Here is a 25,502-nt window from a genome sequence, read left to right as displayed (position 1 = left end):
GGCCTTCATGGAGTTCCGTACCGCTGTCGTGCCCGTCGAGGAGATCTTCGATCTGCGCTGGACCGTGCTCAGGCCGGGACTCCCGCGTGAATCCGCGATCTTCATCGAGGACGGCCACCCGGCCGCGTTCCACATGGCGGGCTACGACGGCGACGGCGCCCTGGCCCCGGTCGTGACATGCGTCACGCTCTTCCCGGAGCGGCTGCCGGGGCACCACGAGGTCGCCTACCGCATCCGCGGCATGGCCACCGCCGCCGAGGCGCGCGGCCGCGGCCTGGGCTCCGCCCTGCTGGGCGCGGCCCTGGCGGAGGCCCGGGAGCGCGGCGCGGAGCTGGTCTGGTGCAACGGCCGCACCTCGGCCCGCGGCTTCTGGGAGGGCCAGGGCTTCACGGCGGTCGGCGACGAGTTCGTGCTGCAGCCCGCGGGCCCGCACTACCTGTTCGTCGCCAAGCTGGTCTGACCCCGCGGGAGCGGCGCCGTAGAATCCCCGTGTGGCAGGGCGGATCAGGGACGAGGACGTCAAGGCGGTGCGGGACGCGGTCCCGATCGACGCCGTCGTCTCGGAGTACCTGCAGCTCAGGAACGCCGGCGGGGGCAACCTCAAGGGCCTGTGCCCCTTCCACGACGAGAAGTCCCCCTCCTTCCAGGTGAGCCCCAGCAAGGGTCTCTACCACTGCTTCGGCTGCCAGGAGGGCGGCGACACCCTCGACTTCGTGATGAAGGTCGACCACCTGTCCTTCTCCGAGGCCGTCGAGCGGCTGGCCGCCGTCGCCGGCATCACCCTGCGGTACGAGGACGGCGGCTACACACCGGGCCGCCAGCAGGGCGAGCGCATCCGCCTCATCGAGGCGCACAAGGCCGCCGCGCAGTTCTACGTGGAGCAGCTGGGCGGCGCCGAGGCCGAGATCGGCCGGAAGTTCCTCGCCGAGCGCGGCTTCGACCAGGCGGCCGCCGAGCACTTCGGTGTCGGCTACGCCCCGGCCGGCTGGGACCACCTGGTGCGCTTCCTGCGCGGCAGGGGCTTCAGCGACCGTGAGCTGATCGTCTCCGGTCTGGCCAGCGAGTCGCGCCGAGGCGGGGCCATCGACCGTTTCCGCGGCCGGCTGATCTGGCCGATCCGCGACATCACCGGCGAGGTCATCGGCTTCGGCGCGCGCCGGCTCCGCGAGGACGACACGGGGCCGAAGTACCTCAACACGCCCGAGACGCCGATCTACAAGAAGTCGCAGGTCCTGTACGGCATCGACCTGGCCAAGAAGGAGATCGCCCGCACCAGCCGGGCCGTCGTCGTCGAGGGCTACACCGATGTCATGGCCTGCCACCTCGCCGGCGTCACCACCGCCATCGCGACCTGCGGCACCTCCTTCGGCGGCGACCACATCAAAATCCTGCGCCGGTTGCTGATGGACAACGCCAACGCCGAGGTGGTCTTCACCTTCGACGGCGACGCGGCCGGCCAGAAGGCCGCACTGCGCGCCTTCGAGGACGACCAGAAGTTCGCCGCCGAGACCTCCATCGCGATCACGCCCGGCGGCATGGACCCCTGCGACCTGCGGCTTGCCGAGGGCGATGCGGCCGTGGAGCGGCTGGTCGACTCCCGCACGCCGCTGTTCGCGTTCGCCCTGCGCTCGGCGGTGGCCCGCTACAACCTGGAGACCGCCGAGGGCCGCGCCTCCGCGCTGGAGGCCGGCGCGCCCATCGTCGCGGGCATCAAGAACTCCGCGATCCAGCACGAGTACGCCGTCCAGCTCGCCGGCATGCTGGGCATCCTCGACACCCAGTTCGTGGTGCGACGGGTGAGTCAACTGGCCCGCTGGCAGCGCGAACGCCGTCAGTCGGGGGCCGGTCCCGCGGGCCCCCGCACCGTACGGCCCGAGGCGGCCCCGCCGGGCCCCGCCGCGCCCGCGGGTCCGCGCGGCCCGCGGCTGGACATGCGCAGCCCGGCCCAGCGCGTCGAGCGGGAGCTGCTCAAACTCGCCCTCCAGTACCCGGAGTTGGTCTCCCCGGCGTTCGACGCCTACGGCGAGGACGAGTTCACCGCCCCGTCCTACGTCGCGGTGCGCCGCGCCATCACCGAGGCGGGCGGCGCCGAGTCCGCCGACGCGCAGTTCCTGTCCCGGGTCCGTGACGTCGCCCCGGACGACACCGTGCGCTCGCTGGTCACCGAACTGGCCGTGGAGCCCGTCCAGCACAAGACCCCCGAGGTCTACGCGGGCAAGATCCTCGTCGATGTGCGCCGCCAGGCCGTCGCCCGCCGCCTCGCCCAGCTCAACGCCGACCACACCCGGCTCACCGCCCAGGGCCCGCGCGCCGACCCGGACCAGCTCGCGGCGATCGGCGGCGAACTGTGGGCCCTCCAGCAGTACGACCACCGCCTGCGCGAACAGGGCGCGGCCGCGCTGTAGCCGGACCCTTCCGGGGTCCGGCCACGGCGGCCGGGCACGCTGCCGCCGGTCAGCGGCGGCCGGCCGAGGCGAGCATCCCGAGCGACGCCCGCCACAGTTCGGCGGCGGCAGCGGGGTCGAGGGCGTGGTCCGCGACACCGCTGAGCGGCGCCTCGACCGTGTGGGGCCGTGCTTGGGAGCAGTCCTCGAAGTACCGGCCGCCGGCACCGGCGAGCAGCGGCGAGGCGGCGGCGAGCACGGAGGTGGCGGCGCCCTGCTCCGGAGTCTTGAACTCGAAGTCCGCCATGTGCTCGAGGTCCTCGTCGGTGAGGTGCCGTGCCAGGTTGGTCATGATCGCGCCGGGGTGCACCGCGTTGACCGTGATGCGCTCACCCGCCCAGAGGCGGTTCGCCTCGACCGCGAACAGGGCCGTGGCGGTCTTGGACTGACCGTAGGCGGTGAAGCGCTCGTACGGGCGCCCGCGGAAGTGGATGTCCTCGAAGTCGACGGGTGCCCGCAGGTGCGCGTTCGAGCTCAGGGACACCACGCGGGCTCCGCCCGCCGCCGCGAGCGCCGGGTGGAGGGACGTGGTCAGTGCGAAGTGGCCGAGGTGGTTCGTCGCGAACTGCAGCTCCCAGCCCTCCGGTGTGCGGGTCTCGGGCGGCGCCGACACTCCGGCGTTGTTCACCAGGATGTCCAGCGGTCCGTCCCACGCGGCGGTGAACGCGGCGACCGAATCCAGGTCGGCGAGGTCCAGGCGCGCGGCCCGGACGTGCCGGTTGCCGCTGGTGGCCCTGATGTCCTCGGCGGTCCGCTCACCCTGCTCGACGCTCCGGACCGCCAGGGTCACCCCGGCTCCCGCGGCGGCGAGTGCCCGGGCGGTCTCGACACCGATTCCGGACGCCGCGCCGGTGACGACGGCGCGTGATCCGCTCAGATCGACGCCCCGCAGGACCTCGGCCGCGGTGGACTTCGCGCCGAAAGGCGTGGTGATGAACTGTGGTTCCGTCATGATGCGCAGACCTTCCGTGGTGCCGTCGCTGGTGCCTCCGGCTTGGTGTTTTCCGAGGTCAATGCTGGTTCCGGGCCGCCGCGACCGTCCAACACCGGCTTCCTGTCGCAGCAGTAGCCTGTTCCTGTGACACCTGATCTGCGGCAGTTGAGGTACTTCGTCGCCGTTGCCGAGGAATCCAATTTCACGCGTGCCGCGGCCCGGGTGCGGATCAGCCAGCAGTCCCTTTCGCAGCAGATCACGTTGATGGAGCGCATGATCGGCGCGAAGCTCTTCGAACGCGGCGCCCGCGGGACGAGGCTCACCGGCGTCGGCGAGCTGTTCCTCCCCGAGGCCCGCGCGGTGCTGGAACGCGCCGACGAGGCGGTGGAAGTCGTCGCCCGCGCCCTGCGCGGCGACATCGGCAGTCTCCGTCTGGCGTTCCTGGCCACGACGACGAACCATCTGCTGCCGACGGTGATGCGGGCCGTGCGCCGGCATCTGCCCACCGTGACCGTTTCCACGGACGAGACCTCGATCGCCCGGCTGGTCCAGGGGCTGACCGGCGGACAGTACGACGTCGCCTTCACCCGCCCTCCGCTGGTCGACGGCCTGGCGTCCCGGACCCTGGTCACCGAACCCGTCTGCGCCGTCCTGCCGGAGGACCACCCGCTGGCCGGGCGCGCCGAACTCGCCCTGCGGGACCTGGCGGGCGACCACTGGGTCATGACGCCGCCCAGTTCGTGGGCGCCGTGGCACCGTGCGTTCGACGAGCACTTCCGCGCGGCCGGTTTCACCCCGGACGTCGTTCAGACGGCGGTGAGCGCGCAGGGCCTCCTCGGGCTCGTCGCCGCCGGCGTCGGGGTGACGCGTCTGCCGCGGTCGGCCCGCAGCCTGCGGCGCACCGGCGTCGTCTTCGTCCCCCTGACCGGCGAGTTCGCCCCCACGGTGATGGTGTGGCGCCCCGACGACACCTCGCCCGCACTGCACAGGCTGCTCGACGTGGTCTCCGACGCCGCACAGGCCGCCGACCTCACCGAGGCCGGATGACCCGGCCGGTGAGGCCCCCTCCGCGCGCGGCGAGAGCGTGACCGCGGTGTCGCCCTCGGTCACACCGGCCGGAAAAAGCGGCGCACGACCCTCGTGGGCTCGGTGTGCCGTAGGCCACACTGGGGGGCGGTGCAAGAGTCCTCGGAGCGCGGAATTCCGGGAGGCGCCGACGCCGGCGCCCAGGGAGTACCGCTGACGGCGAACTCCCGGACGGGCCGCGGCGAGGGCGCCGCAACCGTTCCGCTGTCGCGCGCCTCCGAGCCCGTGGTTGCGCTCACTGTGGAGGTCGCTCCCGTGCAGATCCCGACCCTGACGCCCCCGTCCCTCGGGACGGACGACCTGCTGGAACGGGTCCCCGAGCAGCAGCCCGCCGCCCTGTACCCGGAAGGGGCCGCCGCGCCCGGGGCGGAGGCGGCGGCCGGCGCCGGGACGGACCCGGATGCCGACCCGGACGCCGCCCCCGCCCCGGACGCGGCTCTGGAGCCGGACCCCGAGACCGACCTCGACCCGGACGCGGAAGCCGACGATCCGGGCCCGGTACGGCCGTTCAGGGAGGAAGTGGCGGGACCGTCCGCCGACCTGTTCCGGCAGTACCTGCGGGAGATCGGCCGGATACCCCTGCTCACCGCCGTCGAGGAGGTCGAACTCGCCCGCCGCGTCGAGGCCGGCCTGTTCGCCGAGGAGAAGCTGAGCAGCACCCCGGACCTCGACTCGCGGCTCGCCGTGGACCTGGACCGCCTGGTCGTGCTCGGCCGGATGGCCAAGCGCCGGCTCATCGAGGCCAACCTCCGCCTCGTGGTCTCCGTCGCCAAGCGCTACGTCGGCCGCGGCCTGACCATGCTCGACCTGGTGCAGGAGGGCAATCTCGGGTTGATCCGCGCCGTGGAGAAGTTCGACTACGCCCGCGGCTACAAGTTCTCCACCTACGCCACCTGGTGGATCCGCCAGGCCATGAGCCGCGCCCTGGCCGACCAGGCCCGCACCATCCGCGTCCCGGTGCACGTCGTGGAGCTCATCAACCGCGTCGTCCGCGTCCAGCGCCGGCTGCTGCAGGAACGCGGCTACGAGCCCAGCCACGACGAGGTCGCGGCGCACCTCGACATCCCGCCCGAGCGCGTCGGCGAGGTGCTGCGGCTCGCCCAGGAGCCCGTCTCCCTGCACGCCCCGGTGGGCGAGGAGGACGACGTCGCCCTCGGCGACCTCATCGAGGACGGCGACGCCGCCTCGCCCGTGGAGTCCGCCGCCTTCCTGCTGCTGCGCGAGCACCTGGAGGCCGTCCTGTCCACGCTCGGCGAGCGCGAGCGCAAGGTCGTCCAGCTCCGCTACGGCCTCGCCGACGGACGCCCGCGCACCCTGGAGGAGATCGGCCGCATCTTCGGGGTCACCCGCGAGCGCATCCGGCAGATAGAGTCCAAGACCCTCAACAAGCTCCGCGACCACGCCTTCGCCGATCAGCTCCGCGGCTATCTGGACTGATCGCGGCCCCCTGACGCGACGGCAGGACCCCCGGCGGAGCGCTTCGCCGGGGGTCCTGGTGCTGCCGTCGCGTCGCGGTCAGTCGACCTCGGCGACCGCCTGGGCGAACTGCGCCGCGTACAGGCGCGCGTAGGCGCCGTCCTTGAGCAACAGCTCCTCGTGGGTGCCCTGTTCGACGATGTCGCCGTCCTCCATGACGAGGATGACGTCCGCGTCGCGGATCGTGGAGAGCCGGTGGGCGATCACGAAGCTGGTGCGACCGTGGCTGAGCCGGGCCATGGCCCGCTGGATCAGCACCTCGGTGCGGGTGTCGACCGAGCTGGTCGCCTCGTCGAGGACGAGGATGACCGGATCGGACAGGAACGCCCGCGCGATGGTGATCAACTGCTTCTCGCCGGCGCTGACGCCTGTGCCCTCGTCGTCGATGACGGTGTCGTAGCCGTCCGGGAGGGTGCGGATGAAGCGGTCGGCGTGCGCGGCGCGCGCGGCCTCCTCGATCTGCTCGCGGGTGCTGCCGTCGGTGCCGTACGCGATGTTCTCCGCGATCGTGCCGCCGAACAGCCAGGTGTCCTGGAGCACCATGCCGATCCCGGACCGCAGCTCCTCCCGGGAGATGGTGGCGATGTCGGTGCCGTCGAGCGTGATCCGGCCGCCGGTGACCTCGTAGAACCGCATCAGCAGGTTGACCAGGGTGGTCTTGCCCGCCCCCGTGGGGCCGACGATGGCCACGGTGTGGCCGGGCTCGACGGCCAGCGACAGGTCGTCGATGAGGGGCTTGTCGGGCTCGTACCGGAAGGCGACGTCCTCGAAGCGGACCTCGCCGCGCAGGTCCTTGCGCAGGCTGAGCGTCTTCGGCTCCGCGCTCTGCTCCTGCGCGTCGAGGAGTTCGAAGACCCGCTCGGCCGACGCCACGCCGGACTGCACCAGGTTGGACATGCTCGCCACCTGGGTCAGCGGCTGGCTGAACTGCCGGGAGTACTGGACGAACGCCTGCACGTCACCGATGGACAGCGCGCCGCTGGCGACCCGCAGACCGCCGACGACCGCCACGAGGATGTAGTTGATGTTGCCGATGAACATCATCGCGGGCTGGATGATGCCGGAGATGAACTGCGCCCGGAACCCCGACTCGTAGAGCGCCTCGTTCTGCTCGCGGAACGCCTGCGCCGACTCCTCCTGGCGGCCGAAGACCTTCACCAGGGTGTGCCCGGTGTACATCTCCTCGATGTGGGCGTTGAGCTTGCCCGTGGTGCGCCACTGCGCGACGAACTGGGGCTGCGCGCGCTTGCCGACGGCGGTGGCGACGACCACCGACAGCGGCACCGTGACCAGTGCCACCAGCGCCAGCAGCCAGGAGATGGAGAACATCATCGCGAGCACGCCCACGATCGAGAGCAGCGCGAAGATGATCTGGCCCAGCGTCTGCTGCATCGTCTGGCCGATGTTGTCGATGTCGTTGGTGGCCCGGCTCAGCACCTCGCCGCGCGGCTGCTGGTCGAAGTACGACAGCGGCAGCCGGGCCAGCTTCGCCTCGACGTCGCGGCGCAGCCGGTAGATCGAGCGCTGGATGATCCGGGTGGCCAGCCGGCCCTGGACGATCGCGAAGACCGCGGCGGTGGCGTAGACCGCGACCGCGATCAGCAGCACATGGCCCACCGCGCCGAAGTCGATGCCGTGCCCGGGGGTGAAGTCGATGGACTGCAGCAGGTCGGCGACGGTGTCGTTGCCCTCCTGCCGCAGGTGCGCGATGGCCGTGGCCTTGTCCGTGCCGGCGGGTATGGACCGGCCGATCACGCCCGCGAAGATCAGGTCGGTGGCACGGCCCAGGATGCGCGGGCCGACGACGTTGAGGCCGACACCCAGCATCGTGCACGCCAGCATCGCGTACAGCAGGGTGCGTTCGGGGCGCATCAGCCCCAGCAGGCGTTTGCCCGAGCCCTTGAAGTCCATGGACCGCTCGGTGGGCTGGCCGCCCATGAAGCGCATCGGTCCCGCCGGCAGCGGCCCCCGGCGGGGGGTGGGGACGCTCACGCGGCCTCCTTCTCGGTGAGCTGGGAGAGCACGATCTCCCGGTACGTCGGATTGCCGTCCATCAGCTCGTGATGGGTGCCGGTCCCCACGACCCGGCCCTCGTCGAGGACGACGATGCGGTCGGCGTCGCGGATGGTGCTGACCCGCTGGGCGACAATCACGACCGTGGCCTGCGCGGTCTGCCGGGCCAGCGCGCGCCGCAGGGCGGCGTCGGTGGCGTAGTCCAGCGCCGAGAAGGAGTCGTCGAAGAGGTAGAGGCGCGGTTTGCGGACCAGGGCCCTGGCGATCGCCAGGCGCTGCCGCTGTCCGCCGGAGACGTTGGTGCCGCCCTGCGCGATGGGGGCGTCGAGCCCGGAGCCGTCCTCGGCCAGCCGCTCCACGAAGTCCCGCGCCTGCGCGGTCTCCAGGGCCTGCCACAGCTCCTCGTCGGTGGCCTCCGGATTGCCGTAGCGGAGGTTGGAGGCGACGGTGCCGGAGAAGAGGTACGGCTTCTGCGGGACGAGGGCGACGGTCTCGGCGAGGTCCACCGGGTCCAGTTCGCGGACGTCGACCCCGTCGATCAGCACCTGGCCGCCCGTGGCGTCGAACAGCCGCGGCACCAAGCCCAGCAGGGTGCTCTTGCCGCTGCCGGTGGAGCCGATGACGGCGGTGGTCTCACCGGGCCGGGCGATCAGGTCGACGGCGTGCAGCACCTCGGCCTCGGCACCCGGGTACTTGAAGTCCGCGGCGCGCAGCTCCAGCTCGCCGCGGCGCACCGGCAGCCGCACGGGCTGCTCGGGCGGCACGACGCTGGTCTCGGTGCTCAGCACGTCCTCGATGCGCTCGGCGCAGACCTCCGCGCGGGGCACCATCATCACCATGAAGGTCGCCATCATGATCGACATGAGGATCTGCATCAGATAGCTGATGAAGGCGGTGAGCGCGCCGATCTGCATGCCCCCGCTGTCGATGCGGTGCGCGCCGAACCACAGGACGGCGACGCTGGTGAGGTTCACCACCGCCATCGCGACGGGGAACATCAGCGTCATCGTCCGCCCCGCGCGCAGCGAGACGTCGGTCAGCTCGTCGTTGGCCTTGCCGAAGCGCTGCTGCTCGAAGTCGTCCTTGACGAAGGCCCGGATGACCCGGATGCCGGTGATCTGCTCGCGCAGCACGCGGTTGACCGTGTCCAGCCGCTGCTGCATCGAGCGGAACAGCGGGCGCAGTGTCCTAACGAGCAGCACGATCAGCACCGCGAGCACCGGCACGACCGCGAGCAGCAGGGAGGACAGCGGCACGTCCTGGCCGAGCGCCATGATGATGCCGCCGAAGCACATGATCGGCGCCGTGACCATCAGCGTGAAGGTCATCAGCACCAGCATCTGGACCTGCTGCACGTCGTTGGTCGAGCGGGTGATCAGCGACGGGGCGCCGAACTGTCCGACCTCGCGTGCGGAGAAGCGCTGCACCCGGTCGAAGACCGAGGCGCGGATGTCCCGGCCCACGGCCATGGACGTACGGGCGCCGAAGTAGGTGGCGCCGACGGAGCAGCCGAGCTGCGCGAGGGTGACGGCGACCATGATGCCGCCGAGCTGCAGGATGTAGCCCGTGTCCCCCTTCACGACGCCGTTGTCGATGATGTCGGCGTTGAGCGTGGGCAAGTAGAGCATGGCGATGGTCGCCACGAGCTGGAGGACCACGAGCACGGCTATGGAACGCCGGTACGGGCCCAGGTGGGAGCGGAGGAGTCGGATCAGCACGACCGCTGACCCTATAGTCCGAAGGTTGCCGGAGGCACCCGATTTACCAGGGCATTCCTCACACCCGGACAGACTCTGACGCAGGCGCGAACGCCGGGGTCAGCCCCCGAACGCCCCCGGATGCGTCTGCTCACGCACCGCGACGAACTGCTGCCGCACCGAGTGCCCGACCGCCCCGTCCTCCGGCCCCGCGTCGACGACCGCGTACTCCGCCTGCCGCCAGTACGGGGGCTGCTCGGGCGAGCCCTTGCCCTCCGCCACCGCCAGCGCCCAGGCCGCCTGCCGCGCCGCGCCCAGCGCCGCGTACTCCGCCGGCGGCGGGATGACGATCTGCGCGCCCAGCAGCGCCGGGGCCATCGAGCGCACCGCGGGAAGATCACCCGCGGGACCCAGCAGGAAGATCCGGCGCACCTCGACACCGCGCCCGCGCAGCACGTCGAGCGCGTCCGCGAGCCCGCACAGCATGCCCTCGAAGGCCGCCCGCGCCAGGTGCTCCGGCTTCATGCTCTCGCGCCGCAGCCCGGTGAGGGTGCCCGCGGTGTGCGGCAGGTCGGGGGTGCGCTCGCCCTCCAGGTAGGGGAGCAGCACCAGCCCGTAGGACCCGGGGGTCGAGCGCAGCGCCAGCTCCGACAGCCCCGCCAGGTCGGTGCCCAGCAGATCGGCGGTGCCGCGCAGCACCCGCACGGCGTTGCGGGTGTGCAGCATCGGCAGATGGCGTCCGGTGGCGTCCGCGAAGGAGGTGATGGTGCCGGACGGGTCGTTCAGCGCCTGGTGGTGCACCGCGAAGACGGTGCCGGCGGCGCCCAGCGACACCACCGCGTCGCCCGGCCCGACACCCAGCCCGAGCGCGGCCGCCATGTTGTCCCCGGTGCCGGCCGAGATCAGCAGCCCCTCAGGGGTGCGCCCGGCGGGCTGGGCGGGCGCCAGCACCTCGGGCAGCGCCACCTGGTGACCGAGCGCCCGCTCCACGATGTCGGTGCGGTACCGGCCGGTCGCCGCCGACCAGTAGCCGGTGCCGGAGGCCTCGCCGCGGTCGGTCGTCCGCCGCTGCGGCCGGCCCATCAGCTGCCAGACCAGCCAGTCGTGGGGGAGCAGCACCTCGGCGGTGCGCTGGGCCGCGGCCGGCTCGTGCTGCGCCATCCAGCGCAGCTTCGCCACCGGGTACGCCGCCTGCGGCACCGCCCCGACCGCCTCCGCCCAGCCGGCCTGGCCGCCCAGTTCCTCGGTGAGGTCGGCGGCCTGTATCTGCGCCCGCTTGTCGTTCCGCAGCAGCGCGGGCCGCACCAGCACGCCGCCGGCGTCCAGTGGCAGCAGGCCGTGCTGCTGGCCCGACACGCCGATCGCCTGAACGTTTTCCAGCATCCCGCTCTTGGCCGCCTCGCCGAGCGACAGCAGCCACGCCTCCGGGTCGATCTCCGTCAGCGCCCCGGCGCTCTCCGCCCCCTGCGCAGGATGCGGGGCATGGCTCTGCCGGAGCACGGCCCCGCTGTCCGCGTCGCACACGACCACGGTCGTGCCGGCGCTCGAGCTGTCGATCCCCGCCACAATCCCCATGCGTCGCATCATGCCGTACTTGCCCCGCACACAGGACAACCGGGCGGAGCCGGTCGTCCCGTGCGGTCAGGTGTTGCTGGTGCCCCAGTCGTCCTGGGCCTTGCCGTTGCCCGCGCGCAGCCGGCGCACCCGGTCGGCCACCGCGGGCGGCAGCCGGTCACCGACCTTGGCCGACACCGCGTCCACGGCCTTCACGGCCGCCTCCCGCCCGGTCTGGCCCGCTGTCTCCACGGTGTTGCGCACCGCGGGGTTCTGGGCGATCCGCTGCGCACTCTTGCGCAACTGCTCGTAGCGCTCGCGGCCGGCCCGCGCCCCGAGCACGTACCCGACGGCGACCCCGCTGATGAACGTCAGTCGGTAGCGCATGGCTCCACCCTCTCCTCGGACCTCGGGGGCTGTGTTCCGCGCCTACCCGCTGTGGCCTGCGGACAACCACGGCGTTACCGGTTGGCGGAGCACCCCCCACCTTGCGCTAATGTATGTGTCGCAGCGAGCGCACGCCGTCCGGGATGCCGGAAACGGGTGCATTCGGTGCAAGCGGAGCGATCCCCTGTAGCTCAATTGGCAGAGCAGCCGGCTGTTAACCGGCAGGTTACTGGTTCGAGTCCAGTCGGGGGAGCTCGCGCAAGTCTTTCCCCTGTAGCTCAATTGGCAGAGCAGCCGGCTGTTAACCGGCAGGTTACTGGTTCGAGTCCAGTCGGGGGAGCGCTGATCAAGGACTCCTTCGGGGGTCCTTTTTCGTGTGCGGGAACCGATCGGCGGGTGATCGAGGTCTCCCAGGTGGTGCGTCTGTGACCCGCGAGGGCGACAGATCGTATGAGCAGCTATGCTGCGGCAGACGGCGTGCACGACACGTGAAGGCGCGCCGTACGGGGCGGTAGCTCAGCCGGTTAGAGCAGCGGACTCATAATCCGTCGGTCGTGGGTTCGAGTCCCACCCGCCCCACCCTGGGCGGCAGGTCGGCAATCCAGCCGGCCTGCGCCAAGCCCCCAACTGAGGCCGCGTGCGGGCGCGTCAGCGCCGCGGCGATCGTCCGTTGACCCCGCTGCCGGACCGAAGCGCGGGCGATCGTGTTCAACTGCCCTGTCGCCGGGTCTCACCCGAGCGGCGTCCACCGGGATGCGGGCATCTCCTCCTTCACGCAGGCTCGTTGCCATGGGGCTGCGCCCTCCCTCGGTGGAGCCCCGGCGTGAGTCGGCCCCCCCACAACGGCGTGGCGGGGCCTGCTCCACGCATCACCCCGATCCGCCCTGCCCCCTCCCAACTGGGCCGTTCGTCGCGGGGAGTCGGCGACACGGGGGCGACACGACCAAGCACTTGCGCGAGGCGCACCTACGCAACGGGACGAGGGTCAAGGGGGTTTGGGCCAGGGGCTCCAATCCCGGGCAGGGCTGCGGCTGGTGGCTTTTCGGGATGCCCGTTGGCCGGCCAGGCCGACCAGGCCGACCCGGCTGCACCACGCATCCTCGTCGGACGACGCCCATGCTCCCTGCTCGTGCTCACTCAGCAGACGGTGTCCGCCGGCCGGCAGACGATCACGCGGTACCCCACCTGCCCAGGACGACCCGGGGCAGTAGCGGTCGCATCGTGGACCTGCGGCCCCGTCCCGTGGCACCAGGAACTCGCGGGGCGGGGCAGCTCACCCCAGTGGCGGCGCCCGGCGCGGGGGCAGACGCGCGTCGGAGAGTTACTGTTGTAGTGCGGGCTCTGCTCACCCCCCCCCGGGTGGAACCTGCGAGGGCTCCGCTCACCCCCCCGAGCGGAGCCCTCCTTGCTGAGCGGCGGAAGGTCCCCACCGCCTGCCGAAGATCGGTGGGGCCTCTCGCCGTCTGGCTCCCGTGGCGCTTCGCGGTCGGCGCGGTGCACGAGGCCGCCGCGGGTGTGGCGCCGGCGGGGCGAGCGGAAGCCGCTGCCGCGCACAGGTGGGGTGCCGACGGCAGCCGCAGCGCGGGGCGACGACGATGCGCGGGTGGCCGGGCGGCATGTGCTTCGACGTTCTCGTCGTCGCCTTCCGCCCGGCCGCCCGGGGCTCCTACGGCAAGGCGACAGGACGCAAGCGCCCCGCCACCTCTGAGGGTGGCGGGGCGCATTGCTGCCGCTACGTCACGTCGTCCCGCTCCGGGCCGGTGGCGTTCAGTTCTGCTGTTCCTGCCCCGGCAGGGTCTGCGTGCCGCCCGGGCGGGACGGCATGGGCAGCTTCGCGGCCGTGGTCTGTGCGGCCAGGTTGGCGGCCGCGGTGTCGACCTCGAACTGCGGGTTGCTCGGGGCCGGCTTGCTCTCGTGCAGGTGCAGGGCCCCGGTGAAGTCGCCGAAGGTCCTGCGCCGCCACTTGCTGATCGGCGTGAAGGTGACGGGTCCGCGGCCGGACAGGCCGCCGGCGGCGGTGATCGCCTCGATGAACTGCAGTCCTGAGGTGTGGTCGGTGACCCCGGAGAAGATCCGGCCGCCCACGGTCCACGGGGACACGATGACGCACGGCACCCGGAACCCGGCGCCGACCGGCAGGCCGCCGCCCGGCGTGCCCTTCGGGGAGGGCAGGTGCACGAACTCCTCGGGGTACTTGTCGGGGTGCGGGACCGGCGGCGGGACGTGGTCGAAGAACCCGTCGTTCTCGTCGTAGTTCAGCACGAACACGGTCGAGTTCCACAACTCCTCGTTGGAGGCGAGCGCCTCCAGCTTGGACGCGAGGTACTGCGCCCCGGCCGCGGGGAGGTTCGGCGGGTGCTCGTCGGCCTCGCTCGGCATGAACAGCCAGGAGACGTCCGGGAGCACGCCGTTGGCGCAGTCCTCCTCGAACGCCAGCGCCGGGTCGGCCGCAGGGGTCGGGCTGACCGCGTTGCCGATCATGCCGGGCGTGCCGTCGCCGTACAGCGTGCCGCCGGTCATGACCGAGTTGTACAGGTCGACGGGCAGCTTCGTCCTGTCCTGGAAGTTGGCGAACCAGGAGAACACGTTGAACCCGCTGGTCGCGCCGGAGAAGTAGGTCTTCACGCTGTACCCCGCGTCGTGCAGGATCTCCGCCGCCGACGGGTGGGTCAGCGGGTTGGGCGTGACGGTCTCCAGCACGGGACCGCCGAACCGGCCCTCCGGGTCGTTGGTGCCGGACATCCACACCAGCCGGTTGGGGTCCGTCGGGCCCAGGATCGAGCAGTGGTAGTTGTCCAGCAGGGTGAACGACTCGGCGAGCGCCCAGTGGAAGGGGATGTCCTCCCGGGTGAAGTAGCCCATGGTGTACGAGCCGTTGACCGCGCCGTCCGAGGCGATGTGGGTGGTCAGCCAGCCGTCCATCGCACCCTGGTTCCACGAGGCGTGCTGGTCCCGCCAGTCGTGGGACAGCGACGGGATGGCGGCGGCACCGGTGGTGAGGGTGGACATGTGGAACGGCTCCAGGTAGCCGTCGGGGTTGGCCGGGTCGGGCTGCTGGAAGACCGAGTTGCCGTTCGGCAGCGTGACGGCGGTCGGGTCGCTGAACCCGCGGGCGCCGGGGTAGGTGCCGAAGTAGTGGTCGAACGACCGGTTCTCCATCATCACGTACACGACGTGCTTGATCTGGGAGAGGGTCCCCTTGGCCGGGGCGGCGGTCGCCGCCCGGGCCAGGTTCTCCGGCAGTACGCCGGCCACGCCGGCGGCGCCCGCGAGGGCCGCCGCGCCGGTGACGAATCGGCGGCGGGACATGATCGAGCGGGATGAAGCGGTGGTGCTCATCGTCTCTCTTCTTCGTTTCGTGGGCCGCGTCAGGACTGGCTGGGGGCCACCGGGCCCGCGGTGTCGCCGGACCGGGCGACACCGAGTACCTGCGCTATCGCGCTGTTGCGCGTGTCGGCGACGTACAGGAGGTCCGTGGAACGGTCGACCGTGACCGCGTACGGGGTGTTGAGCTTCGAGGCGGACGGTGCCGCGCCGCTGCTCTCCCCGCCCGGGGCGGCCGCGGAGTTCACCACGGTGGTGATGGTCCCGTCCGGGGTGATCCGGCGGATCGCGTGGTTGAAGGTGTCCGCGACGAACAGGTCTCCCGCGCCGTCCACGGCGACGCCCTGCGGGTCGTTCAGCCGTGCCGAGGTCGCCGGGCCGCCGTCGCCGGAGAAGCCGCCGAGGCCGTCGTGCGCCTGGCCGGCGGCGTGGTCGCCCGCCACGGTGGTGATGACCCGGGTCCCGGCGTCCACCCGGCGGACCACGTTGTTGGCCGAGTCGGCGATGTAGAGGTTGCCCTGTACGTCCACCGCGAGCCCGGTCGGCTGGTTCAGGCGCGCGTCGGCGGCGGCCCGGCCGTCACCGGCGTACCCGGCCTCGCCGGTCCCGATGACCTGGACGATGTTCCGCTTGGGGGACACCTCGAGCACCCGGTTGTTGTGTGTGTCGGCGATGAAGACGTCGTCCGCCGCGTCGACCGCCACCGCGGTGGGGCCGTTCAGCTGGGACGCCCGGGCGTTGGCGCCCAGCGCGCTGCCCGCCGTGTTGTTGCCGGCGAAGCGGTCGATCTCGCCGTCGTCCGCGGTGACCTCGCGGACCACGTTGTCGCCGGTGTCCGCGATGAGGAGGTCGCCGTCGGACTCCACCGCGGTGCCGCCGGGCTGGTACAGCGTCGCCTCGTCGGCCCGGTGGTGGTCGCCGTTCTCGCCGTAGCCCTCCAGGGAGCCCGCGACGATCGTGGTGCCGCCGTTGCGCAGCTCCGCCACGACGTTGTCGCCGGTGTTCGACACGTACAGGGAGTCGCCGTCCGCGGACACGCCCGCCGGACGGAACAGGGAGCCCGGAGTGACGTTGGGGACGACGGCGCCGGTGCCGGGGTCGACATGGGTGCCGGGGACGTCGCCCACCGCGGAGTAGGGCATCGTCTGGAGGATCGGGCCCGGCGGAGTCGCGCTGGACCCGATGGTGAGGTTCAGGTTGTCGGCGGTGCCGTCGCTGTTGGCGCCGCTGCTGACGCCCACCGTGGCGACCGTGACGACGATCTTCTCGGTGCGGACCGGGATCGTGCCGTACCAGGCCTGGTGGATCAGGCTGGAGACGTTGTTGCGCTGGGCGGAGGTGACCGGGCCGATGACGCCGGAGCCGAGGGTGGTGCCCTTGGCGTCCTGGAACATGGCGGTGACGGTCGCGTAGTCGCTCTGCGTCGCGTAGCCGCCGAGGTCGCCGGAGAGCCGGAACGGCCGGCCGCCGGTGCCGAGCGCGGCGACGTCGATCGACTGGGTGCCGGTGGTGGTGATGCCCGGGATGGAGACGGTGCTGGGGTTGGTGCCGCCGTAGAAGACCCGGCTGCCGGTCACGCCGGGGTAGGTCGAGGTCCTCGACTCCTGGGTGCCGTCCGGCGGGTTCAGCGGGGAGGCGCTGGTCCAGCAGTCGGCGACCGTCTGGTCGTCGCCCAGCGGGGCGCCGAGCGCGGTCGCGGCCGTCCAGTCCTCGGCTCCGGGGTTGGCGATCAGGTTGGTGTCGAGGGCGGGGGTGACCTTGTCGGCGGCCGGGCAGGGGGCGGCCCAGTTCTGGCCGACCGCCTTCTGGCCGATGGTCAGGTTCAGGTTGTCGGCGGTGCCGTCGCTGTTGGCGCCGCTGCTGACGGCCACCGTGATGATCGTGACGCGGATCTTCTCGGTGCCGGCCGGGATCGTGCCGTACGTGCCGTCCGGCAGCAGTCCCGAGGCATTGCCGCGCTGGGCCGCGGTGGCCGGGCCGATGCCGGCCGTGCCGAGGCTCGCGCCGTCGGCGCCCTCGAACGTGGCGACCACCTGCGCGTAGTCGGTCTCCGTCGAGAAGCCGCCCACGTCGCCCGTCAGCTTGAACGGCTTGTCGTCGGCGTCCAGCGCGCCGACGTCGATGAGCTGGGTGCCCGTGGTGACCACGCCCGCGACCTGGACCGTGCCGGGGTTGGTGCCGCCGTAGAAGACCCGGCCGCCGGTCACGCCCGGGTAGGTCGAGGTCCTCGACTCCTGGGTGCCGTCGGGGGCGTTCAGCGGAGAGGCGCTGGTCCAGCAGTCGGCGACCGTCTGGTCGTCGCCCAGCGGGGCGCCGAGCGCGGTCGCGGCCGTCCAGTCCTCGGCTCCGGGGTTGGCGATCAGGTTGGTGTCGAGGGCAGGGGTGACCTTGTCGGCGGCCGGGCAGGGGGCGGCCCAGTTCTGGCCGGTGCCGTCCGCGGCGATCGTCAGGTTCAGGTTGTCGGCGCGGCCGTCGATGCCGTAACCGGAACTGACGCCGGTCGACGCCACCGTGACCAGGATCTTCTCGGTGCCGGCCGGGACGGTGCCGGCCATTGCCTCCGGGACGAGGCTGGTGACGTTGCCGCGCTGTGCGGCGTTGACCGGGCCGATGGCCGCGGAGCCGAGGGCGCTGCCCTTGGCGTCCTGGAACGCGGCGGTGACGGTCGCGTAGTCGGTCTGCGTCGTGTAGCCGCCGATCGCGCCGGTCAGCGTGAACGACTTGCCGCCCGCGTCCAGCGAGCCGACGTCGATCAGTTGGGAGGCCGTGGTGGTGACGCCCACGATCGAGACCTGCGGAGAGTCGTAGTCGTAGCCGCCGTAGAAGGTGCGGCTACCGGTCTGGCCGGGGACCGACGACGACAAGGACGCGAGGACGGCCCCCGGTGCCTTCATGGGGGAGGAGGCCTCCCAGCAGTCGGGCACGTACTGCGTGTCGCCGTCCGGTGCGCCGAGTTCGGTGACCGCGGTCCAGTCCTCGGCGCCGGGGTTGCTGATCAGGTTGCTGTCCAGGGCAGGGGCCACGACGTCCGCCGCCGGGCAGGCGGCGGAGTAGCTCTGGCCGTTGGTGGCCGCCGACGCCGGTCCGCCCACGACGTCTGCCCCTGCGAGGCCGATCACTGTGAGGGCCGCGGCGATCGCCACCGCGGCCCTCCAGCGGGCCTTCGGATGAGGAATCATGCGCATCATTGATGTATGAGGCAACAGACGTCACCCGGACCGCTTCTGTCCGGATGGCAGCCTGGACGTGAACACTCGTCAGGCGTACGAAGAAGTTTGCCTTCCCTTGGGAATTCCCGCACGTCCCGGCCCTGCGACGCGGGGTCGGACGACGCCGTGGCCGAAGCCGGCCCCCCTCACTGAGACGCGGCCTGACCTGCTCCATCCGCGCGTCCCGGCTCGGCACGGGGGAAGCCGGCCGGAGGCAGGGGAGTTCACCCGGGTGGGGGACCGGCGCGCCGACGGTGGACGCCGGCCGCACCCTCGTGGTCGACACCGCCGGCGGGCTGGCTAGGGTGCGCGGCATGAAATCCGTTCCCTGGACCCTTGCCGCCACCGTGATCAGTGTCATGGCACTGTCGAGTATCGCGGGCATCGTCGTCACCCTGAGCAGGGGAGTGTCGATCCAGACCGTCTGGGCGCTGCCCTTCTCCCTGGCCTGGCTGGTCGGACTCGGCTTCGCGTCCCGGACCGCGTGGCGCAAGGCTCTGGGCCGCAACAAGGAACTGCCCGCGGGTACTTCGCAGGGCTGGGAGGGCGGCGACCGCTGACCGGCGCGCGGTGGGCGGCCCCCCGGCGCACCCGGGGGAGCCGCCGGCCGTGCCTGGGCTCAGGAGGTGCAGAGGGTCTTGCGCAGCGCCTCGTTGATGGCCTCGGCCTGGTCCTCGGTGACCTGGTGGCCGCCGCTGCCGAAGCGGGACCGGGCCGAATCCACCGCGTTGCCCCCGCCGCTGATGGTCGCGCACTGCTCGCGGGCGTTCGCGATCGCCTGGTCCGCGTCCTTGGCGAACGCCGGGTCGATCGCCTTCAACGCGGCCAGCAGCGCGGTGCGTCGGGCGCCGGTGGGCTCGTCCGGCATCAGGTCGGCGATGTCGGGCACCGGGGAGCCGGCGGCCGTGGGGGAGGTCGTCAGGGTGGGGGCGGGTGCGGGACTGTCCGCGGGAGTGCCGCTGTCGCCGCCGCCGGACGTGCACGCGGTGAGCGCGAGCAGGAGGGCGGCGCCGGTGAGGACGGCGGCTGTGAGGTGAGTACGCATGCCCGGCATTGTGGCGGCGCCCGGGCGTGCCCGGGCCGAGTCGGCGCATTCGTACCGGCGGCGGTGCCGGACTCGGGCCCTCGGGGAGGGACACCGTGATCGGCACCGCCGCCCTGGAGTCGCCGTGCGACGGGACGTCCTCACGCTGCCGCTGACCAGGGTCCCCGCCGGGCGTCAGACCGAGGAGAGGTCGATCGCGCGGTCGACGTCGTCAGGGCGCAGGACGCGGAGGATGCCCTCCAGGAGGTAGTAGTCGCCGTAGGGGACCGAGACCTCGATGCCGTCCTCGGCGGGGCGGTTGCGGGTGGCGCGGGCGAGAACGGCCTGGGCGCGGGTGGACCGGGTGCTGAGGCAGGTGGTGGCGAGGGCGGTGAGGATGCGCAGGGCGGCCTCGCGGTAGGCGGGGCGGGCGGTGGCGGCGGAGAGGTCGAGCAGGCCGCAGGCCAGGACGGCGCCGGCGGAGGAGTCCTTGACGTCGTACGGCTGCTGGGGCGCGAGGAAGTCCCAGACGGGCACGTTGTCGGGGGTGAGGGCGCCGAGCGCGTAGTCCGCCAGCTTCGTCGCCGTGGTGAGGAACTCAGGGTCGCCGGTGCGCCGGTGCATCGTGGTGAAGCCGTAGACGCCCCAGGCCTGGCCGCGGGACCAGCAGGAGGCGGGGCTGTAGCCCTGGACCGTGTTGGGGCCGATGGGGGCGCCGGTGGCCGGGTCGAAGTCGTAGACGTGCGGGGTGGAGCCGTCCGCGCGGGGGAAGTGGCGCTGGGCGGTGCGCGCGTGGGCGGTGGCGGCGTCGAGGTAGCGGGGGTCCCGGGTCTGCTCGCTCGCGAAGGCCAGCAGGTCGAGGTTCATCATCGTGTCCATGATGACGCGGCCCGCGTTGGCCGTGTCGTTCAGCGCGCCCCAGGCCCGGATGAACCGCCCCGCGCTGTTGTACCGCTTGACGAGCGAGGACGCCGCCTGGACCGCCCCGTCCCGCCACTTGGCGTCGCCGGTGAGCCGCCAGGCGGTCACCCACGAGGGGTAGAAGAGGAAGCCCAGGTCGTGGGTGGTGGTGTCGGTGCGGCGCGGGGCGAGCCGGTCGGCCGCGGCGAGGGCGAGGGAGCGGAACCGGGTGTCGCCGCTGTGCAGCCACGCCATCCACAGTGTGCCCGGCCAGAAGCCGCCGACCCAGTCGCCGCTGTCGGCGTAGGTCCACTTCTCGAACTTCGTGATGACGGGGAACGACGTGACGCCGGGGGCCACCGCCCGCAGCTTGGTCACGGCGTAGTCCGCCGCCGTGCGCAGGGTCTGCAGGGTGTCGGCCGGATCGGTGGCCCGGACCGGGGGAGCGGCCTGCGCGGAGGGTGCGGGAACGGTCGTCGCGGCCGCGGCTCCGGCCGCGGTGGTCAGCAGGTGTCGCCGGGACATGCTCATGGGTGCCCGCCGTTTCGAGTGGGGGGACGGATCACGAAGAGGCGAGGCAAGGGTTGCACGGCGTTCACGGCGAAGTACATATACGTGGCGCGAGTTTGTGTATGTGAACGGATGGGGCGGTCGGCCGCCGGGACGGTGAACCGCCGGTGGCCGCGGCGCCGTTGCGCGCCGCGGCCACCGGCGGTTCACCGCGCTCCCGGCGCCCCGTCCGCGGCCTCGGCCGCGCCGTCCTCGCGGCCGGCGGCGTAGACGCGTTGCACGAACTCGGCGGCGGTCGCCTGGTCGAGGTCGTCGGTGAGGCGCATCAGTTCGGTGGTGAAACGGATGATCGGGTTCTGGGCCATGCGTACAGGAGACCGCGTCGAGGGGTCTTCTGCCAATCGGCAATTCGCACGAATGTGCGGTCGCCTGCCTGTGGAACCCCGCCGACCGGACCCCGCCTGTGGGATCGCGCCTCGGGCCCCCGGCCCCCGGGCCGGGACACTCCCGTGCCCGTCGTTGCCGCCCGGCGCCGGGTGCGGCTGCGATCCTGTGGGTTCCGCACCCCCACGGAAGAGGAGAAGGCGATGCCCGGCAAGCCGAGGATTCTCGTGACCGGTGCCGCGGGGAACGTGGGAGGCGTCGGCCGCAGCGCGGTCGAGGTCCTGCGCGACCGCGGGTTCCCCGTGCGCGCGTTCGTCCGCCGCGAGGACGACCGGGCCGAGGCGCTGCGGGCGATCGGGGCCGAGGTGTTCGTCGGGGACCTGACCAGCACCGCGGACGTGGCCGAGGCGGTGCGCGACTGCACGCGGATGTACTTCGGCATGAGCGTGTCGGCGCAGTACCTGCAGGCGGCGCTGGTCGCCACGGCCGTCGCCCGGGACCACGGCCGGCTCGACGTGCTGGTCAACATGTCGCAGATGACGGTCTCCCAGATGGACCTCACCGGCGGCTCCGACTCCCGGCAGCACCGGCAGCAGTGGCTGGTGGAGCAGACCTTGAACTGGTCCGGGGTCCCCGTCACCCACGTCCGTCCGACCGTCTTCATGGAGAACCCGCTCCTCCTGGGGGCCGGGTTCGGGTCCATCACCCGGGACGGCACGATCCGGCTGCCCTTCGGCTCCGGCCGCACCTCGCCCGTCCTGGGGCGTGACGTCGGGGAGGCGGTCGCGGCGATCCTCGCGGACCCGGCGCCGCACATCGGGCGGGTCCACGAGCTGACGGGGGCGGCCTCCCGGGACATGAACGCGATCGCCGCGGAGTTCTCCGAGGTACTCGGGCGGCCCGTCCGGTACGTCGACGTCCCCTACGAGGAGTGGGTCGAGAAGGACCTGGGCGCGCTCGGGCTCCCGGAGCACGTCCAGCAGCACCTGTCCGTCATGGCGCGGCTGCACGCGGAGAACCGCTACGACCGGGTGACCGACGACCTGGCGCGGATCATCGGCCGTCCGGCCTCCGGTGTCGGTGAGCTCGTCGAGGCCCACCCCGAGGTCTTCGCCTGACGGGTGCCCCGTCCCGGCCGGGGCAGGGACGGGGCACCCGTACTCAGTGGTCGGCGCGGCAGGGCGTCGGGTCGGGCACCTCGAAGGTGGCCAGGCGCCCGTGGGCGGCCGGCACCAGCGGCAGCACGAGCAGAGCTGCGCGCCACTGCGGCCTGACGTGGTCCCTGGTGAGGACCTCGGCCACGGGCGCGAGGCGCTCGTCGGCCGGGGAGCCGAGGACCGTGAGCCCGGTGATGGAGGTGTGCGCGAGCACGTCGGCCACCGTGACCGAGCCGGTGAGGAGTTCCACCCCGGGGTGGACCACGGCGCGGCCGCCGGTACGGGCGGCGGCCTCCTCCGTGGCCTGCGCGGCAGCGGGGGCGAGCGGGGCCGGACCGTGGGCGCGGCCTGCCGGATGCACGCCTCACGGCCCCGGTCCCGCCGGGTCCTGCTCTTCCGCCGGGTCCGGCGCGGATGAGGTGGGTGCGGGCGACCGTGCCCACGGGAAGGCCGAGCCGGTCCACCAGACGGTGGATCAGGTGGTCGGCCTCCCGCAGGCCGGCGGTTCCGGCGTCGACACCGACGACCGTGCCGTGCGTCACGCGGGCGGCACCCGGACCGGGTTGGTGCAGAACCACGGGTCGCGCCACGGGTCGGCGTCGCCCACGACGTCGATGGCCGGACCGTGCGGGTCCACGCGGCACCGTTCAGGCCGAGGGCGCCGCGGTTGCCGTCCGTACCGCGCAGGCGTCCGGACGGCGGGCGGATCTGGGGACGCAGGGAGCATCTCCCGCCGCGCCGAGGGTCACATGGCCGCCCTCGTGACCGTCGTGGCGGCGGGGCGCACGACGGTGTCGACGCGTCACGCCTCGGCGGCCGCGGCCGTCACGGCGACCGCCAGTGCGCAGCCCGCCGCCGCCGCGATCGCGGCGGCCGGGCTCACGTGGAGCACGACGAGGGCGCCGATCGCGGCCCCGGCGATCAGCGCGACGACGCTCAGCGCCTGGCGGGCGGCCAGCGGCCGGGGATGCCTGGGGGCGCCGGCGTCGCTGACCAGGGCGACCAGGGTGCGGGTCATCACCGATGTCGTCAGACCGCTGATGCCCAGCCGTCCCGCCATGGCGTTCTGCATGCCCAGCGCGACCGCGCAGACCGCGACCAGGGCGTCGTGCCGCACGTCCACCGCCGACAGCGCCGCCGCCGTGCCGAGCAGCACGGTCTCGCAGCCCGCACCGGCCCGCACCAGCGCCGTCGGTGGGTGCAGCCGGGCCACCGTCGCCCGGCAGAGCAGGACGCCGGCGACGAATCCGCCGAGGGCCACCAAAGAGGTGACGACGGAGAAGCCGGAGACGCCCGCCATGCCGAGGCTGACGAAGACGAGGTTGCCGGTCATATTGGCCACGAACACATGGCCCAGGCTGATGATGCTCACCGCGTCGATCAGCCCGCTCAGCACGGTCAGGGCGAGCAGCAGCCCGGGAATCAGGCGCCCGGGCCCGGTGGCCGGTCCACCGCTCATGTCCGCCGCCCTTCGCCGTTGCCGCGCCCTTTCCCGGTCAGGATGCACCGTGCAAGCCGGGGGAGCAGACTGGTGCGTGGCCGATCAGGGGTACGAAGGAGCGTGGCGATGGCGGAACCGTCCCCGGAGGCGCTGTCGCAGCCGGTGCTCAGCCCGCTCACGACGTCCGCCGTATTCCTCGTGGTCACCGTCGACGACGGGGGCGAGGGCACCGTCCGCGATCTGCTGGAGGACCTCTCCGGCCTGCGGCGCTCGATCGGCTTCGGCGCGCCGGGCGGCAGGCTCAGCGTCGTGGCGGGCATCGGCTCGCAGGTCTGGGACCGGCTCTTCGACGGTCCGCGGCCGGCCCTGCTGCACCCCTTCGAGGAGCTGACCGGGCCTCGCCACCGTGCCCCCGCCACCCCCGGCGACCTGCTCTTCCACATCCGGGCGACCCGCCAGGACCTGTGCTTCGGGCTGGCCGTGCAGATCATGGAGCGCCTGCGCGGTGCGGTGACGGTCCGCGACGAGGTGCACGGCTTCACCTACCTCGACGTGCGGGACCTGCTCGGCTTCGTGGACGGCACGGAGAACCCGGTCGGCGCCGCGGCGACCGCGGCCGTCCTGATCGGCGACGAGGACCCCGGCTTCGCCGGCGGCAGCTATGTGATCGTGCAGAAGTACCTGCACGACATGGACGCCTGGAACGCCCTCACGGTCGAGCAGCAGGAGCTGGTCATCGGCCGGAGCAAGATGGGCAACATCGAGATGGACGACGACACCAAGCCCGCCGACTCCCACGTCGCCCGCACCACGGTCGTCGACGCGGACGGCACCGAACGGCAGATCCTCCGCGACAACATGCCCTTCGGTGCGGTCGGGAGCGGTGAGTTCGGCACGTACTTCATCGGCTACGCGCGGACCCCGCAGGTCACCGAGACCATGCTGCGCAGGATGTTCCTCGGCGACGACGAGGCGTCCCACGACCGCATCCTGGACTTCTCCACCGCCGTGACCGGCACCCTCTTCTTCGCCCCGCCCGCGGGGTTCCTCGACGACCTGCCCGACCCTCCCGCCCCGGCGGACACCGCGGTGCCCGCGACCGTACCGGCCCCGCAGTCGCTGGGGATCGGAGACCTCCGGAAGGCGGCCACCCCGTGAACAACCTGCACCGAGAACTCGCCCCGATCTCGGACGCGGCCTGGGCCGACCTGGAGGACGAGGCGCGGCGCACCTTCGAGCGCCATGTCGCCGGCCGCCGGATCGTGGACGTGCCCGAGGCGGCGGGCGCCGAGCTGGCCGCGGTGACGACCGGTCACCTGGACGACGTGGAACCGCCCGCGCCGGACGTCGTCGCGCACATCCGCCGCTCGCAGCCGGTCGTCGAGCTGCGCGTGCCGTTCACCGTCGACCGCCGCCAGGTGGACGACGTCGAGCGCGGCGCCAAGGACGCGGACTGGCAGCCGGTCAAGGACGCCGCGCGCCGCATGGCCTTCACCGAGGACCGGGCGATCTTCGAGGGCTACGCGGCGGCCGGCATCGACGGCATCCGCACGAGCGCGTCGAACCCGCCGCTCACCTTGCCGGAGGACGTGCGCGACTACCCCGAGGCCGTCAGCCAGGCCGTGTCCGCGCTCCGCCTCGCCGGTGTCGGCGGCCCCTACACGCTGGCGCTCAGCGCGGAGGCGTACACCGCCGTCAACGAGACCTCCCACTACGGCTATCCCATCCAGACCCACCTGGCCCGGGTCCTGGACGGGGAGATCGTCTGGGCCCCCGCGATCGACGGGGCCTTCCTGCTCTCGACGCGCGGCGGCGACTTCGAACTGCGCCTCGGCTCCGACGTCGCGATCGGCTACCTGTCGCACGACGACACGAGCGTCCGGCTGTACTTCCAGGAGACGCTGGCCTTCCTGGTGCACACCGCCGAGGCCGCGGTCGCCCTCGCCCCGGCCTCCGCGTAGC

20 protein-coding genes, 3 tRNA genes and 1 pseudogene are annotated in these 25,502 nt (G+C 72.6%); 11 read left to right on the top strand and 13 right to left on the bottom strand.

What is annotated here, in order from left to right:
• Window positions 1-7: 7 nt before the first annotated feature.
• Together ACIP98_RS14855 and dnaG are read left to right on the top strand one after the other, a co-directional pair.
• Window positions 8-460, top strand: coding sequence for a GNAT family N-acetyltransferase (locus ACIP98_RS14855; protein ID WP_319662695.1), 453 nt, complete (start codon window positions 8-10; stop codon window positions 458-460).
• Between the two features lie 31 nt (window positions 461-491).
• Window positions 492-2,405 carry a DNA primase gene (gene dnaG / locus ACIP98_RS14850; protein WP_401976055.1) on the top strand — a complete coding sequence of 638 codons (1,914 nt, stop codon included), beginning with the start codon at window positions 492-494 and terminating at the stop codon, window positions 2,403-2,405.
• 49 nt (window positions 2,406-2,454) lie between these two features.
• Here the strand turns inward: dnaG and ACIP98_RS14845 are convergent, their stop codons facing one another.
• The gene (locus ACIP98_RS14845) at window positions 2,455-3,396 is read right to left on the bottom strand and encodes an SDR family NAD(P)-dependent oxidoreductase (RefSeq protein ID WP_319662693.1); all 942 of its coding nucleotides are present in this window, start codon (window positions 3,394-3,396) and stop codon (window positions 2,455-2,457) included.
• A gap of 126 nt (window positions 3,397-3,522) precedes the next feature.
• Between ACIP98_RS14845 and ACIP98_RS14840 the strand changes: the two genes are divergently transcribed.
• Both ACIP98_RS14840 and ACIP98_RS14835 read left to right on the top strand, forming a co-directional pair.
• A complete protein-coding gene (locus ACIP98_RS14840; RefSeq protein WP_319662692.1) occupies window positions 3,523-4,425 on the top strand; it encodes a LysR family transcriptional regulator in 903 nt (300 codons plus the stop codon).
• Window positions 4,426-4,554: 129 nt separating this feature from the next.
• On the top strand, window positions 4,555-5,901 hold the full coding sequence (locus ACIP98_RS14835) for an RNA polymerase sigma factor (RefSeq protein WP_401976052.1): 1,347 nt from the start codon (window positions 4,555-4,557) through the stop codon (window positions 5,899-5,901).
• Between the two features lie 78 nt (window positions 5,902-5,979).
• Here ACIP98_RS14835 and ACIP98_RS14830 read toward each other — a convergent pair whose 3' ends face one another.
• The 4 genes from ACIP98_RS14830 to ACIP98_RS14815 all read right to left on the bottom strand — a co-directional run bounded on the left by ACIP98_RS14830 (window position 5,980) and on the right by ACIP98_RS14815 (window position 11,591).
• Entirely contained in the window at window positions 5,980-7,887 is a 1,908-nt protein-coding gene (locus tag ACIP98_RS14830; RefSeq protein WP_319662705.1) for an ABC transporter ATP-binding protein, read from the bottom strand.
• Window positions 7,888-7,928: 41 nt separating this feature from the next.
• Window positions 7,929-9,671, bottom strand: a complete 1,743-nt coding sequence (locus tag ACIP98_RS14825) for an ABC transporter ATP-binding protein (protein WP_319662688.1) — start codon at window positions 9,669-9,671, stop codon at window positions 7,929-7,931.
• Window positions 9,672-9,770: 99 nt separating this feature from the next.
• On the bottom strand, window positions 9,771-11,225 hold the full coding sequence (locus ACIP98_RS14820) for an FGGY family carbohydrate kinase (RefSeq protein ID WP_319662687.1): 1,455 nt from the start codon (window positions 11,223-11,225) through the stop codon (window positions 9,771-9,773).
• 66 nt (window positions 11,226-11,291) lie between these two features.
• A complete protein-coding gene (locus ACIP98_RS14815) occupies window positions 11,292-11,591 on the bottom strand; it encodes a YtxH domain-containing protein (protein ID WP_319662686.1) in 300 nt (99 codons plus the stop codon).
• A gap of 180 nt (window positions 11,592-11,771) precedes the next feature.
• Between ACIP98_RS14815 and ACIP98_RS14810 the strand changes: the two genes are divergently transcribed.
• The 3 genes from ACIP98_RS14810 (at window position 11,772) to ACIP98_RS14800 (ending at window position 12,170) form a co-directional block, all read left to right on the top strand.
• A tRNA-Asn gene (locus ACIP98_RS14810) sits at window positions 11,772-11,844 on the top strand.
• A gap of 14 nt (window positions 11,845-11,858) precedes the next feature.
• Window positions 11,859-11,931: transfer RNA gene (locus ACIP98_RS14805), tRNA-Asn, on the top strand.
• A gap of 165 nt (window positions 11,932-12,096) precedes the next feature.
• Window positions 12,097-12,170 (top strand) — tRNA-Ile (locus ACIP98_RS14800).
• A gap of 1,188 nt (window positions 12,171-13,358) precedes the next feature.
• On the opposite strand, the gene ACIP98_RS14795 is transcribed toward ACIP98_RS14800, so the two are convergent.
• Both ACIP98_RS14795 and ACIP98_RS14790 read right to left on the bottom strand, forming a co-directional pair.
• On the bottom strand, window positions 13,359-14,930 hold the full coding sequence (locus ACIP98_RS14795; RefSeq protein WP_319662684.1) for an alkaline phosphatase family protein: 1,572 nt from the start codon (window positions 14,928-14,930) through the stop codon (window positions 13,359-13,361).
• 29 nt (window positions 14,931-14,959) lie between these two features.
• Window positions 14,960-18,094 carry a hypothetical protein gene (locus tag ACIP98_RS14790; RefSeq protein WP_401976048.1) on the bottom strand — a complete coding sequence of 1,045 codons (3,135 nt, stop codon included), beginning with the start codon at window positions 18,092-18,094 and terminating at the stop codon, window positions 14,960-14,962.
• Between the two features lie 344 nt (window positions 18,095-18,438).
• Between ACIP98_RS14790 and ACIP98_RS14785 the strand changes: the two genes are divergently transcribed.
• Window positions 18,439-18,684, top strand: a complete 246-nt coding sequence (locus ACIP98_RS14785) for a hypothetical protein (RefSeq protein WP_319662682.1) — start codon at window positions 18,439-18,441, stop codon at window positions 18,682-18,684.
• Window positions 18,685-18,743: 59 nt separating this feature from the next.
• On the opposite strand, the gene ACIP98_RS14780 is transcribed toward ACIP98_RS14785, so the two are convergent.
• The 3 genes from ACIP98_RS14780 to ACIP98_RS14770 form a co-directional block, all read right to left on the bottom strand.
• Window positions 18,744-19,169: a hypothetical protein gene (locus tag ACIP98_RS14780; RefSeq protein WP_401976046.1), complete on the bottom strand. Its 426-nt coding sequence runs from the start codon at window positions 19,167-19,169 to the stop codon at window positions 18,744-18,746.
• Window positions 19,170-19,343: 174 nt separating this feature from the next.
• Window positions 19,344-20,579, bottom strand: coding sequence for a glycoside hydrolase family 88 protein (locus tag ACIP98_RS14775; protein WP_401976044.1), 1,236 nt, complete (start codon window positions 20,577-20,579; stop codon window positions 19,344-19,346).
• Between the two features lie 185 nt (window positions 20,580-20,764).
• Complete coding sequence (locus ACIP98_RS14770) at window positions 20,765-20,923, bottom strand: hypothetical protein (RefSeq protein ID WP_319662679.1); 159 nt, start codon at window positions 20,921-20,923, stop codon at window positions 20,765-20,767.
• Window positions 20,924-21,145: 222 nt separating this feature from the next.
• Here ACIP98_RS14770 and ACIP98_RS14765 point away from each other — a divergent pair, with 222 nt between their 5' ends.
• Window positions 21,146-22,060, top strand: a complete 915-nt coding sequence (locus ACIP98_RS14765; protein ID WP_319662678.1) for an NmrA family NAD(P)-binding protein — start codon at window positions 21,146-21,148, stop codon at window positions 22,058-22,060.
• Window positions 22,061-22,103: 43 nt separating this feature from the next.
• Here the strand turns inward: ACIP98_RS14765 and ACIP98_RS14760 are convergent, their stop codons facing one another.
• From ACIP98_RS14760 to ACIP98_RS14750, 3 genes and pseudogenes are all read right to left on the bottom strand, one after another.
• Window positions 22,104-22,460, bottom strand: coding sequence for a hypothetical protein (locus ACIP98_RS14760; RefSeq protein WP_319662677.1), 357 nt, complete (start codon window positions 22,458-22,460; stop codon window positions 22,104-22,106).
• A 177-nt stretch (window positions 22,461-22,637) separates the two neighbouring features.
• A pseudogene (locus tag ACIP98_RS14755) lies at window positions 22,638-22,804 on the bottom strand (histidinol-phosphatase); the annotation flags it as partial.
• A gap of 97 nt (window positions 22,805-22,901) precedes the next feature.
• Window positions 22,902-23,558 (bottom strand): YoaK family protein, encoded by a 657-nt coding sequence (locus tag ACIP98_RS14750; protein ID WP_319662676.1) that lies wholly within the window; start codon window positions 23,556-23,558, stop codon window positions 22,902-22,904.
• A 108-nt stretch (window positions 23,559-23,666) separates the two neighbouring features.
• Between ACIP98_RS14750 and ACIP98_RS14745 the strand changes: the two genes are divergently transcribed.
• Both ACIP98_RS14745 and ACIP98_RS14740 read left to right on the top strand, forming a co-directional pair.
• A complete protein-coding gene (locus tag ACIP98_RS14745; protein WP_319662675.1) occupies window positions 23,667-24,698 on the top strand; it encodes a Dyp-type peroxidase in 1,032 nt (343 codons plus the stop codon).
• Window positions 24,695-25,501: a family 1 encapsulin nanocompartment shell protein gene (locus ACIP98_RS14740; protein ID WP_319662674.1), complete on the top strand. Its 807-nt coding sequence runs from the start codon at window positions 24,695-24,697 to the stop codon at window positions 25,499-25,501. Before ACIP98_RS14745 ends, ACIP98_RS14740 begins: the two co-directional genes overlap by 4 nt.
• Window position 25,502: the final 1 nt, after the last annotated feature.

The organism is Streptomyces sp. NPDC088354 (assembly GCF_044753585.1).
Classification (GTDB): Bacteria; Actinomycetota; Actinomycetes; order Streptomycetales; family Streptomycetaceae; genus Actinacidiphila.
Note: the sequence above shows the minus strand (reverse complement) of the source record. Positions and strands in the feature narration are given on the sequence as shown.